This window comes from Chryseobacterium turcicum (assembly GCF_021010565.1).
Classification (GTDB): domain Bacteria; phylum Bacteroidota; class Bacteroidia; order Flavobacteriales; family Weeksellaceae; genus Chryseobacterium; species Chryseobacterium turcicum.
In genome coordinates this window covers 954,503-969,051 of sequence record NZ_JAJNAY010000001.1, presented here as the reverse complement: position 1 = coordinate 969,051, position 14,549 = coordinate 954,503, and the positions used below count along the sequence as shown (strand labels likewise).

4 protein-coding genes and 1 tRNA gene are annotated in these 14,549 nt (G+C 36.5%); all 5 read right to left on the bottom strand.

Annotated elements, in window-relative coordinates; genetic code table 11:
- Positions 1-191: 191 nt before the first annotated feature.
- The 5 genes from LO744_RS04505 to LO744_RS04485 all read right to left on the bottom strand — a co-directional run bounded on the left by LO744_RS04505 (position 192) and on the right by LO744_RS04485 (position 13,999).
- The gene (locus LO744_RS04505) at positions 192-1,970 is read right to left on the bottom strand and encodes an autotransporter outer membrane beta-barrel domain-containing protein (RefSeq protein WP_230667385.1); all 1,779 of its coding nucleotides are present in this window, start codon (positions 1,968-1,970) and stop codon (positions 192-194) included.
- A 376-nt stretch (positions 1,971-2,346) separates the two neighbouring features.
- Positions 2,347-3,351, bottom strand: coding sequence for a helix-turn-helix transcriptional regulator (locus LO744_RS04500; protein WP_230667384.1), 1,005 nt, complete (start codon positions 3,349-3,351; stop codon positions 2,347-2,349).
- A gap of 407 nt (positions 3,352-3,758) precedes the next feature.
- A tRNA-Gln gene (locus tag LO744_RS04495) sits at positions 3,759-3,829 on the bottom strand.
- A 240-nt stretch (positions 3,830-4,069) separates the two neighbouring features.
- Entirely contained in the window at positions 4,070-4,618 is a 549-nt protein-coding gene (locus LO744_RS04490; protein ID WP_230667383.1) for a hypothetical protein, read from the bottom strand.
- 24 nt (positions 4,619-4,642) lie between these two features.
- Positions 4,643-13,999 (bottom strand): discoidin domain-containing protein, encoded by a 9,357-nt coding sequence (locus tag LO744_RS04485; protein WP_230667382.1) that lies wholly within the window; start codon positions 13,997-13,999, stop codon positions 4,643-4,645.
- Positions 14,000-14,549: the final 550 nt, after the last annotated feature.

The window sequence follows — 14,549 nt, the reverse complement described above, 5'->3', positions numbered from 1 at the left end:
GCAATCTGGGCTAGTTGTAAAATAATGAAATTTAAAATAAGGCTGCCAATCTCAATTTCACTTATCAAACATAAAAAAGCCTTGAAAATCGATTGATTAACAAGGCTTTTCGTAATTGATAGCAAACAAATATTGAGCTGAGTAACTGATGATGTATTACTCTTTCAAAATTTAAATGGTAAGATTTTTCACTAATGAGGATTAATCCCCATTGTCGCGGCTTTTCTGATTGCCAATGCTACAGCATTCAGCTCCAGAATAGAGTTATAGACAAATTGAGCCTGAGTTCCTTGATTCGGATACTGCCCGTATCTTTTAGTCAAAGGAACTCCGTTATTATATAAACTCGGATACTCTAATTCACTCGTTGAGGTTTCAGAAGCTCCTACCGAATCACCAAAATACACAAAATTCTTGGTGTCGTTATACCAAACTGTAGAATAGGAAGGGTCTACGGTGTATTTTGAAAATTGATTATTAGCAGCTGCAACCTGTACCGAATTAGCAGGAAGCTTTTTAACGATAATAGTTCCTGTAGAGCTATTATCTTCGCCCCAGTATTTTCCTGCAGTATTCCCAAATGGCCCATTAATAATAGGGTCGTTTTGCAAACTATTGATTGGGTAAACATTATCATCCACAGAACCAGTACCCGCAATTTGTTGTTGCGCATTACTTTCTCCAAAAATCCCGTTCAGTATCGTATTCGTTCCATTGGCATCATTATCTGCTGTACCATAGATTAAAACCCCTCCGGCATTTACATAATTATTCAGTGCAGTGGCCAATCCAGCAGTAGGAGCCAAACCAAATGAGTAGTACAATACAACATCAGGTTTTACTGTACCATTTAAATTAGTTATCGCTGTAGCAGGATTATTGGTGTTCCATAAATTATTAAAAGAAACCATTTTAACTTTACCAGAAGGTCCAAAACTCGAACTATTAAAAGCCTTGGCTCTGATATTATTTGGATGCCACGAATACACGTTATCAGCACCAATCACAGCATAAGTCATAGCAGGCAAAGTGATTGGTATTTGCGCATTACACGTTGCATTACCTGCAAAAGTATTGGATGTGATGGTTACATCAAAATTTGCATTTACAGTAGGCGCTCCACTTCCCATTAATGTCACCGTATTTGTACCTGTAGAAGAAAATACACCTGTTGCAGTAAAAATCACACCATTTAACATTGTTGTGGTGATTATATATGATCCCGGATTGCTCACATTTACATTCAATGTGATATTATTACTTGATGCCAATGCCACCCCTTTCAAATAGGTACCGTGTACAGAAACAGAAGAACAAATCAACGTATAGGTCGCAATATCAGTCTGAACATTTACTCTCACCGGCGGTGTACAATTAACCTCAACACCATTAGCATTAATTGCTAAATCATCGGTCTGTGCTACAACAGGAGTTCCTTGTCCGACAGCTTGTATAGTGTAAGAACCTGGCTTAAGAAAAGTTCCTGATACAAAAAAGCTGTATCCATTTGTGGTGGTTGCATAAAATGTATATTCGCCTGCCTTAGTCACTGTTACCGGAACCGCTAGATAATTGGAAGAATCAAGCTCTTTTCCTCTTACATAATTTCCTTTCACTTCTATTGCCGCACAATCAAAAGTGAACTGAGATTTTCCTAAAGCACCACAAAGGCTTTTCCATTCCTGCTCTGCATGATTCCAATAATTATAACAATCCTCAGTAATATTATAAATCAACATGCTGTTTTGTGCCGTGTTCATATTCGGCGTAAGTTCTGTATCTCGTTGAGTTTCGGTATAGCGCGGAATAATAATTCCATTGTATTTATCCGGAGTTGTACTTGCGGGATCCATTCGCTCAGAAATATGTAAACCCGCATACAAAGCTGGTTTATCTGTATTTATCCCTACTTGCGCAAAATTTAATGACAAACAAAAAAAGCTCATCAATAGTAATATATATTTTTTCATTATTTTTTTTTTCATTATTATATTAAGCTGAATCTTCCTTTTGAAAAAACAAAGGAGGAGGTCTTATCATTAAAAGAATTTGTATTAATATTAAATAAAGAAACATAGGAAAGTAATATAAAAACGGACATCTTATAAGCTATTTACACAAGGTAAAATTTCTTATAATTTGCGTTAAAATGACAAATATTGTAGAGTCGAAATAGTGATATATTTTTAAAAATAAATCACATATTAATGTTTAATGCAAATATAGATGGATCATCAATGAGACCTATCATATACAAACCCTCATTATCCCACGCGAGTAAAAAAAAGGCTAATCTATTTTATAAAACACTGTAAATCAACAACAAATAAAATAACTCAATATTCATTAAAAGTTAGAAAACCATAATGTAAAATCAATATCGGAGGGTATATTTAGTTTTTTTCTTAATCGGTATTTTCTTCCTTCGATGGCTTTTAACGAAGCATCGGTATGAATTGAAATCTCTTTAGTCGTAAGTCCTAATTTCATTATAGCACACAAGGTAAGTTCTGAAGTAGAAAGTGAAACTCCAGTATTATCAAATAGATTTTTCTTAAAGTAAGGAAATATTCGTTGAAATTTTTCAAGAAATACAACATCATTCAAGGAAATAGAAATTAATAAATCTTTGAAATTTTCATCCGAGAGTTCTTCTGTATTAAAAAGTTCTCTTAATGCTTTTATTTCAGTATTTAGATTGTCTATTTTTTCTCTTTTTAAAGTATTTCGATGAAGTGCTTTATAGTAATCATTTCTTTTTTCTTCTAAAAAGAAATAATTAACACCAAGTAAAAGAAGTTTACACGTTAAATTTAGAAGTAAAAAACCATGCTCTAATCCTTTGTGAGAAAATTGTGCTTCTACTCCCCATAATTGAAAATTATTGAATGCAGAAACATATAGACAAACCACCACAAATAAAAATATTGACAGCACAAAAACGGTATCTTTTTTCACACTAAAAAAAATAGGTACCGCAGCGAGTATTGAAAAATAATATATATAACAGCCACTCTCTACGCCAGTAATCGATGCGTAATAAGTAACAACTAACGTTAAATAGATAAAAACTGAAAATATAAAGTATCTGCTTTTAATAAATTTTTTAAAGAAAAAGCTAGATAGAGCAATTATCAATGCAGTTATTCCTAAAAAAAATACATTAAATTCTAGTCCTATTAATAAATACGTTATAAAGCCTTGAAATAAAAAGATGACGCATAGTAGAAAGAAATATTGATTAAGCATAATCGTAAAATCCTTATCTCTATTTGTATCTGAATCATCTAACCCATGATAAGAAATAAACTGATATAATTTAATGATTTTAGATTTTATAAGACTTAGCATCCGTTAAAAAATTACAGGTTAAAATTCAGGCTATGATTTTTGGTAAGCTTAAATCTACAAAATTTTATTGTACTCTTTCTCTGAAAACCTCTTTTTAGCATTACTTTTAAAATAATTTTAATGTTTTTTTAGAGCAAATTAGAAAAAATAAATAGTGGTAAAATGATTAAAAATCATTGCTGTAAAATGCTTTTTAAACCATAATTTTCATCAAAAAAAACACTGGTTGTCAACTCATTCCGAAACCACACAATCACTTTGAATAAAAAATGATGAAAAATATTGGATAAAATGAAGGGAATATTTGAAATTTGGCAATTCTTGGATTAACTAAAGAATTACAAATTATTAAAGAATGAAACAAAAAAAAAGCAATCTTCTGATTATCAAAAGATTGCTTCAAAATGTAGACCCACAGGGATTCGAACCCCAACTGACGGTACCAAAAACCGGAGTGCTACCGTTACACTATGGGTCTCTTTATTTTGGTGATGCAAATTTAAAGCTTTTTTCTTTATTTCCAAATCATTTTTAGATTTTTTTTATTTTTTCTTTCTTTCTTCAGATTATTCTCACCTACACCATCATTACGCAGGTATTTGGGCTATGTTTTATTTTTTTTAGCATAAAAAAATGGATTGAAGCGATACTTCAATCCATTCTAATTTTATCTTTATATTATAATGCCGAAGAGCAAAATAGTATAAAACAATGCTTATTACGGTTTCCAAAAACTCCAGACCGTACCGTTGAACACGGCAAGCTGCTTTGCTGTAGTATCGTAAACCATCATTCCTGGAGCAGGATTGATAATGTTAAGATGCGGACTTGCCACTTTCGGCAAAACCATCGCTTTGTCTGTATCTTCCAAAACTAAAATTCCGGCATCTGAGGTTTGAGTAGTTCCTACAGAAACTTTTGCATTGGTATTCTCGTCATGTGAATTCTGTATAACAACACCGTCTGCCGCTGTGTTGGGATCTACAGTAACACCTGTAGCATCAACGGAAAGATCTTTCCAGCCTCCTGAATATTTTGTTTTTACTTTATGATCAGAAAGGTCATACACCATGGTTCCGTTTACCGCTCCTGTAACCGCTCCTGTATTGGTCACCCAGGGTAAAATAATTCCACGGTTTTCATTTCCGAACTCTAAAGATATAGAAGGATTCACCGTAGGAGATTTTCCTATCGCCACCTGACCTGAAATCTGCAGCGTACCCATGAAGAGTACTGCTGCAGTGATTATGTTTTTTATTGTGTTCATATTTTTCAAGTGTTATTAATTATTTTAAGGACACGTTTGTGTATTAAAGCACTTCCAACCTGTTGCAGTTCCGTCCGTATTAATATATAAACAGTCTGAAGTAATATTGTACACCATCATTCCTTCTACAAGATTAGTCGCAGGAATACTGTTGATTTGTGCTATCGTTAATCTATTTGGTACAAATCCTTTGGTTTTAGATTCAAGTGCTGTCCAAGCTCCTTTTCTTACCATTGGCCAATTGTCATTATCTGTACCCGCTCTTTGTAATGAAGTAATCCCTTGTTTGGTATCTAAAACAATTCCCACCGTAACTGCAGGCTTGTAACAAAGTATTGGACAAGTTGCAATTAATGCATTGATTGCATTAGAGTACGTATAAGTTCCGTTATAAGTAGCATTCGCTAGATCATTTGACTCTATCTTATTATAGAAACCGTTAGCACTATAATCAGAAGGGGTATTATTTCCTACAATTGCATTAGCAACACCTGTAATAGTACCGCTTGTATTAACCACCGTTGCAGCTGATGTCTGGCCACCCGTCTGCGCTAATGCATAGGCTACCGTTCCTGATTCTGAAGCATCGGTACAACCATCGCCATCACTATCTAAATCTAAACGGTTAGGAACCCCGTCATTATCGGTATCACATTCGCTATATCCAAAGAGTGTAAAATCATCAAAAGTAAATGTCGTAGCACCCCAAAAATAGGTTCTCACTTTATAAGATGTAGATGGATTCAGTTGATAATCACTAATATCATAAACAATATTACCACTTGCAGCTCTAGCCATATCGATATTTAAAATGGTATAGGTCACAAAATTATCATCTGAAATTAGGACTGCCGAATGATAATTAGTAGCATTAATAGCAGATGTTCTTATATCATACAAAAAGTTGTAGTTATCAGCCGTAGTGGTAAATGGATGCTCTAAGTATTCATTACTTGCAAAAGCATCTGCTAAGGTATTACCATTGACATTAGCCACATTGATATAACCAGGAGTGTTCGATGCTACTAGACCGCTACCTGCCGTCCAAGCCCCAATGCTTGCAATATAAGCAGGAACCGAATTAACTCCTTGTGCACTTGCTCCTGTATTATCCCAATATACAAATCTATTGTTATTATTCGCGACACTTCCTGCAGCCGGATAAGCACATTCTGTAAGATCTAGCACCCCATCATTATCATCATCAAGATCCGTAAGATCCGAAACACCATCACCATCTGTATCGGTACAGAAGTTGAGCGATTTATTGTTAGCATAGACAGTATATGTAGAAGTATAATTAACGATACCGCTATCTGGTGTAGTTTCTACCGAATCTCCCATACCATTAGCGCCATAAGCACCAGTAACGATAACATGATCTCCAGAAACTTGTCCTCCAATATTAAAGAAGCTCGCAGGACCTAACAATGAAAGAGGAATACCCGCTTCTACCGCATCTGGACAGCCATCACCATCACTATCTCTATCAATATAATTAGGTACGCCATCACCATCTGCATCAGAGCTACAGCCCATTTTGGTACGGTGGAACGATGGGTTATAATTATTATACTGAATACTGAATTCTATTAATCGTGCTGCATTAACAATATTCACATTATCAACTCCTATAATTCTATACGTATGATATCTTACAGTAGGCTGCAATGTATTATTAAATGTAATTATACCAGCACTCAAAGCCTGACCGGCTACCACAGAAAGATCTGTCCAGGTATTAGACACCATATCTAAACCTTGTAACTTCCATTTTCCTGCACCAAAAGTAGCACCAACATTCAGTTTTACATTATTGATAAACCAAGCGTCAATCACCGGTAAATCAAACGTAATTAATGCTTTATTCTGAATACTAGCTGTAGAATTTACTGCGCCATAGCTTGTTGTATTATCATCATAAGTATTAGTAAGTGGATTGGCTGTTGCCCATCCAAAATCTGAAGTTACTCCTTCTGTAATATCCATAGCCTGTACCTCGGTATAGAAACAAGATGGAGACTCTACTGCATCTGGAATACCATCATCATCAGAATCGATATCAAACAGAAACTTATTACTACAGGAACTCACATTCATATTATCTGCAACAAAGGCATATGTATAAACATATTTGTAAGCATCAGGATTACTTGCCAATTGCAAAGCATCAGCAAAACCATTGCTTCCGTAAGGACCAGGAACCATTGCATTAGGGGTAGATACTGTAGAAGTTACTGCGCCTCCACTTCCATTTTGCACATTAGCCGTTATTGAAGCCTCGGTTATATGGTTATAAAGAATTGCTTCTTTGGTATCTGGACAACCGTCGCCATCACTATCAAGATCTAAACGATTCGGAATCCCATCGTTATCGGTATCAATGTCTGCACCACAAATTATATTACCTGCCGACCCTACCTGAAAGCTTAATCCTACCAAATCATGTGTTATAGATGTTAACGTTGTTAAATCGTAAAATCTAACATAATACATTGTATTAGGCTTAAGCATTGTCGGATTAGAAACATTCATTTTCTGCCACAAGTCTACAGTTCCTGAATTTGAAGGAGCAGAAACTGGATTATTAACAACAATAGGGTCAGCGAAAGACGGGTCATCATCTATCAAAACACCAACATTAATCAATGTACTCATGGTATAATATAAAAAGCCGTCGATATATATGTAGTTATTAGCAGTTTTAAATTGCCCCTGCTGATAATCTCCTTTAGTAATAGCATCAGAAAGTGAAGAATCATTATTAAGCCCAGTCAAGTTCCAAGCACCGCCTGCCCCTACAATCGTAGCACCAGTTCCCGACACTACCATTTGAGGTTTTACAGTAAAATAAGCTAAATTTGCAGCCGTCATTTTTTCTGATTCGATGTCCCAAACAATTGATCTTGGTGAACTATCCACAACAGGGCAACTAATTGTCTCATTAACATCTAATACCCCATCGTTATCATCATCAATATCTATAACATCTACAACACCATCACCATCAGTATCAACACAAGCTTTAATAGAAGCGTTAATTCCATAAAGACCGTATGTTGATGTATAATTTACAATTCCATTATCCAGAGTTTCTAACGTATTATTTAATCCATTAACACCTACCGCTCCGGTAAATTGATAATTAGCCGTTAAGTTACTAGTAGCTCCACCTTCCTGAGCATCACTACAGCCATCGCCATCAGAATCTAAATCATGATGATTCGGAATTCCATCCCCATCAGTATCATTGGTACAAGTAGGTTTTGGGTGTGCAGAAGCGATATAATTATTAGGGACTAATCGTATCTCTGTAACACCTCCATAGTATGAAGTACCCGCTACACCTACCAAACGATAATACCCATACACATTGTTAGGCAATAATGTATTGTTAACCGTAAGTGTTCCGCTAGTTGTAACCGATGAAACAGCACCTGAAAGATCAGTCCAAGATGCACCATTAACAGAACCTTGTAATTTAAAGGTCATTGCCGCTGTAGATGACAGCGCCCATGTAGTAAGATCAAGCTGCATAGAGCTAATCGCGATCGGTGTTGCAGGTCTAAGTTTATACAATTCTAAACCAACCCAGTTAAGAGCTCCGTTGAATGCATTAAGCGTTGCCGCATTGTTATCTATTGTATTAGCCGGAACATATGTAGAATAAGAAGCTAGTTGAGAACTTACTGACGTGATGGCTACAGCCTCGGTTTGCGTGTAGTAACAAGCTGGGCTTTCTACTGCATCTAAGATCCCATCATTATCATCATCGATATCATCAACGTCATTAATACCGTCTCCATCTGTATCTGTACAAATACTATAATTAGAGCCTATTGCATATTGATAGGTATAAGTACTATTATAAACTCCACTTTCTGGAGCCGTTTCTATTCCATTAAAGAATCCGTTAGCATTATATTGAGAAGGCGTACCATTTCCTACATAAGCATTAGCTGTTCCCGAAGGAATACCGCCAGTATAAATCGCTCCACCACTTGTAGACATAGAAGCCGACGCTCCAGAGTTTGTAGAAACCCCTGCCTCTCTAGCATCTGGACAACCATCACCATCAGAATCTAAATCTAAATGATTAGGAATACCATCGCCATCGGTATCTATAGAAGTACACGCTCCAACCTCTTCAGTAGTAAACCCAAATGCCAATGTAAGCCCAGACCAGTTTTCTAATGCATTGGCTACAAAACTGATTTCATTTTGAGCTCCTGCAAAAACGACAGACCCGTCACCTTCTGCACCAACAATTGTATTGGCATTAGGCTGGGTTAACGCTGCATTCGATTTTAAAATACTTACAGGTGTTGTAAACTGATAAGTAACAGGAACACCAGATTGGCCTAATGACCAAATTTGGAAAACAGGATTCAGTACTGGTTTAGAAAATACAAATCTATGCACTACCCCAACTCCACTAAAAGTTTGAATCATATTGGTAGCACCAGATGTTGTAGAAGTAGGACAATATTCTGCAGTCGAGGCTAATGAAGTCGCAGCCTGTAAACTTCTTACATCACCCGAATAATTAACGGTTACCGTTTCTCCATTCACTAAAACAACAGACCCTACCGCAGTATTCGTAGTCGCATTGAAAGAAGTCCAGTTTACCGCACGATAGCTTGTAGTTGCAGTTTCACAACTTATATTAAGAGATGGGCAAAGCAAACCTTCATCAGTATCTAACACTCCATCATTATCATCATCAATATCTACAACATCATTTACACCATCACCATCAGTATCTAAACACGCATTAAGACTTTTCACTAATCCGTAAGCATTATAGGTAGAGGTGTAATTTACAATACCATCCCCTTCAGGATCAACCGCCGTTACCAAACCATCTCCGTTAGAATCAACATTAGGGAATTGATAATTGACTGTCGTGTTAGTTGTTGCCCCAGACTCCAGCGCATCACTACAACCATCTCCATCTGAATCTAAATCGTGATGATTTAAAATACCGTCTGAATCTGCATCAGTAGCACAAACTGCTTTTGGATACCTTGAAGCCACGTACGCCGCATTATTAAAATCAAAATAAACTTCGGAAGCATTGGCTGCAACAATATTACTTGCAGCAACTCCTGTAATTCTTATATATTTATAAGCCGTTGTTGCATTTAGCGTTACCGGATATTTAATAGAATTTGTTACACTTATGAGACCATTTGCTGTTGTATTATTTCCAGCCCCTGCAGCTACTGCAACTGACAAATCTACCCAGTCTGAACCATTGTTGGTATTAGAACCCTGAATCTTAGTTGTTCCTGCAAATTGTGTTGCGGTATTGAATTTCAAATACAAAGCATCTAATCTTGCTGGTTGTGCAAAATTAAATAAGTAAACATTAGCATTCTGGATAGCCTGAGTAGGCGAAGCTGAAAATGCAACTGCTGTTGTAGTGCCAAGACCATCTAACAACTGACTAAAATTAGCCGTTGTTGTCGTTAATGCTGAAGAAACAGTAACTCCGTAAGAAGGTTTTGCTAGCATGTTCCATTCTGAAGCAGTGTAATAACACGCCGGGCTTTCTACCGCATCCGGAACCCCATCATTATCATCATCAATATCAATGATATCATTGATGCCATCTCCATCTGTGTCTGCACATGCACTAATGTTATTGCCTATTGCAAATACATAAGTGTACACTCCATTATAGATCCCGTTATCTGCAACTGTTTCAATTCCATTAAAGAAACCGTTAGCACCATATTGAGATGGTGTACCATTTCCTACATAAGCATTGGCAGTTCCTGAAGGAATACCTCCAGTATAAACGCTACCACCACTTGCAGACATTGAAGCTGATGCGCCAGAGTTTGCAGAAACACCTGCTTCTAATGCATCCGGACAACCATCACCATCGCTATCTAAATCTAAATGATTCGGGATGCCATCATTATCTGTATCCATATCGACACAGCCTCCGTCTTGGAAATAAAATTCTGTTGCCCAGCCACCTCCTGTAGTACCAGAGATACCATAATATCTGTAGTATTTATAAGCAGTTTGATTAGAAGGAAAGTTGGCTATGTTTGAATTAGGTTGCGTACTTTGTCCGCTTTGAGCATTAGAGTAGGTTAACGTTCCCGTAAGGTCTGTCCAAGCACTCGCATCATTACTACCCTGTACTTTATAGGTACTTGTGGTAGCAAATAAGGTCTGCCCTGAATATTGCCCTACTTCCCAAGAAGAAAGTATTCTTGCATATGGAAACTCTACCCTGAACCATTCTGCATTATTCAATGTTCCCGTAGGGCCATTTATAATATAATCATTAGCATCTGTTCCGTCTACCAGATTGGCTAATGTTTGAGAGCCATCAAAACTATAATTAATCGTAGCAGGCTTCGTTACGATTACCCCTGTTTTACTACCATTAGGACAGTTTTGCTCTAAGATATCCAAAATACCATCGTTATCATCATCAATATCAATTAAATCACCTACCCCATCACCATCGGTATCAATACAAGCATTCAGCGCATTATTATTAGCAAACTGATAGGTGTAAGTTCCATTATAAAGACCATTGTCTGCAACTGTTTCGATTCCGTTAAAGAAACCATTAGCACCATATTGAGAAGGCGTTCCGTTACCTACATAAGCATTAGCCGTACCTGAAGGAATACCTCCCGTGTAGATTGACCCACCACTAGCAGACATTGAAGCTACCGCTCCAGCGTTTACAGAAACACCAGATTCTTTTGCATCTGGACAACCGTCACCATCACTATCAAGATCTCTGTGATTCGGGATTGTATCGTTATCGGTATCATTGCCGCAAGTAATCGCTTTCGGATAAGACGATGCGACATAAGCTGCATTATTAAAATCAAAATAAACTTCCGAAGCATTGGCTGCTACAATGTTTGACGCAGTTGCTCCTCCTGTAATTCTAATATATTTATATGCTGTAGCCGTATTCAGCGTCACAGGATATTTAATAGAATTTGTAACACTTACTCCTCCATTAACTGTAGTGTTAGTAGCTGCTGTGGCAGCAATGTCCGCTGATAAGTTTACCCAGTCAGAGCCGTTGTTGGTATTAGAGCCTTGAATCTTTGTCGTTCCGGCAAACTGCGTTCCTATATTAAACTGAAGATATAAAGCATCAAGTTTTACAGGCTGAACAAAATTAAACAGGTACACATTCGAATTTTGAATCGCCTGAGTTGGTGACGCAGAAAATGCAACTGCCGTAGTTCCGCCTACCCCATCAATTAATTGATTGAAATTAGCGGCAGTAGTTGTTAGCGCTGAAGAGATTGTAACACCATAGATAGGTTTAGTCCCTGTATTCCATTCATTCGCAGTATAGAAACAAGCAGGACTCTCTACTGCATCTACAACTCCATCATTATCGTCATCAATATCAGTAAAATCAACAACACCATCATTGTCAGTATCAGTACAAAGATTTAAAGCTTTGATTAATGCATATTGGTTATAGGTATAAGTTCCGTTATAAACTCCACTTTCTGCAACCGTTTCTATTCCGTTAAAAAAACCGTTCGCACCATATTGAGAAGGTGTTCCGTTTCCTACATAAGCGTTAGCTGTTCCTGAAGGAATACCACCCGTATAGATTACACCCCCACTTGCAGACATCGAAGCCGATGCTCCAGCATTAGAGGAAACGCTCGCTTCTCTAGCATCCGGACAACCATCACCATCAGAATCTAAATCTAATCGATTTACAACACCATCCCCATCTGTATCCATATCTAAATAACCGAAAGGGCTACCAGACGTTAAGGTATAAGTAAGTGAACCTGCATCAAGAACATACGGTATATTAAGCAAAACAGATCCTTGATTATCTGAACCCGCCACTCTAAAGCTTATCGAATTGAATACCCCATTATAAACAACAGCTACTATATTTTCAGTTGCAGGAAAGCTCGTAATGTAAGTGTTACTGCTGACACCCGAAACCGCCCCCTGAAGACCGGAAACATACACCGGATGAGGGAAAAGAACAGCTGTTCCATTAAATGAAGAAAATGATAAAGATGGATTCCTTACAGGGCGACTAAATGTATAGGTTACCGTATAATCATTATTAAAAATGTTTATTACAGAATTATTAACAACTGTCGTCACATCTGGGCAACCAACATATGGTGCCGAAACAATATGCCAATGGTCATTCATTAGATTTTGAAACACCTTGGTTGTAGTAGCTGTTACTGTAACTGGTGTTCCGTTTATTGTAGCATTACCAGTTGCTGTCGTACTTGAGTTCGTAAAGGCAGAATTCCAAACCACTCTGGAGGCTGCGGTAAAAACACCAGAACAAGTTTCTAAAACCTGTTCCGAGGTATCCAGCACTCCATCATTATCATCATCGATATCATTGATATCTAAAATACCATCACCATCCGTATCTTTACATACCTGCATTGCACTATTTTGTGCATACACATAATAAGTTGATGTATAATTAACAATACCATTATCTAAAGTTTCTAAAGTATTATCTAATCCGTTAACACCTACCGCTCCGGTAAATTGATAGTTGGTTGCAAGGCTGGTTGTTGCACCCGCCTCATAAGCATCACTACAACCATCTCCATCGCTATCTAAATCAAACTGTGGAAGAATCCCATCTCCATCTATATTGGCATCCGTACATGTTGCTTTGGGATAATAAGATGCCACATAATTGGCTATATTAAAATCAAAATACACTTCTGAAGCATTCTGTGCCGCTATATTTGATACTGCAACACCGGTTATGCGTATATATTTATAGGCCGTCGAAGTATTTAAGGTAACGGGGTATTTAATAGAGTTGGTTACCTCTAACAAACCATTAGCAGTAATATTAGTTCCTGCTGCTGCCGCAATACTCCCTGATAAATCTACCCAGTCACTGCCATTGTTAGTATTCGACCCCTGAATCTTAGTCGTATTTGCAAACTGACTCGTAATATTGAATTTTAAATACAATGCATCTAATCTTACAGGCTGAGCAAATGTAAATAAATACACATTAGCATTCTGAATAGCCTGCCCTGCAGTAAATGTAACCGCTGATGTAGCAGGCACATTATCTAAGAGCTGGCCGAAGTTACCTAATGTAGTCGTTAACGCTGAGGTTATTGCAACAGCATTCGTTGTCGGTTTAGCAATGGTATTCCATTCACTAGCAGAGTAATAACACGACGGACTTTCCACCGCGTCGGGCACCCCGTCATTGTCATCATCAATATCGATGGAATTAATGATACCATCGCTATCGAAGTCGTCATTAGGACCTGTCTGTGCAGAAATGAGATTAAAGGATGCAGAAAGCATGAGCAGCAAATGACAGAGCAAAAACCGCCAGAGATAGTTTTTTTTTATCATGGCTAAGTTTTAATAAATCTAATAATCTTAAAAATCACATTTAAAATCTTAAATGATGACTAATTTTTAAGATTAGGCTTAATCAGCACTTGAATTATATCACAATACAATGTAAATCACTGCGTTTTAGAATGATATAATTCAATATAGTTTGGTTTACTAAGGTATTGAAATTATTTAGAGAAGGATATTAAATTATGTTAATTTATGTTAAATGAAATTAACCTTATTTAAACAACACATAATACAAAATACATAATAACCTGTAAACCAGTATTGTAAAAATTAAACTTTCAACATTAAAAACATTAACCTTCTATTATTTTTATTAAAAATTAAATATTAATAACTAAGTATTTATGAAAATATACCACATATAATCAATAAAACCAATCCCTACTTGCGATTATTTATGCATTTTAACTACTTTTATATAAAAAAAACTAATTAATATCAACTTTCAGATCAAACAACAAAAAATTCCGTTATTTTGATTTAATTATAAATTAAAAAATATCCATTACAAGTGATAAATTAATATTTCAAAAAA

What these genes read in the sequence shown, in the direction of transcription:
- LO744_RS04505 (WP_230667385.1), bottom strand. Translation starts at nt 1,970, where the DNA reads ATGAAAAAATATATATTACTATTGATGAGCTTTTTTTGTTTGTCATTA.
- LO744_RS04500 (WP_230667384.1), bottom strand. Translation starts at nt 3,351, where the DNA reads ATGCTAAGTCTTATAAAATCTAAAATCATTAAATTATATCAGTTTATT.
- LO744_RS04490 (WP_230667383.1), bottom strand. Translation starts at nt 4,618, where the DNA reads ATGAACACAATAAAAAACATAATCACTGCAGCAGTACTCTTCATGGGT.
- LO744_RS04485 (WP_230667382.1), bottom strand. Translation starts at nt 13,999, where the DNA reads ATGATAAAAAAAAACTATCTCTGGCGGTTTTTGCTCTGTCATTTGCTG.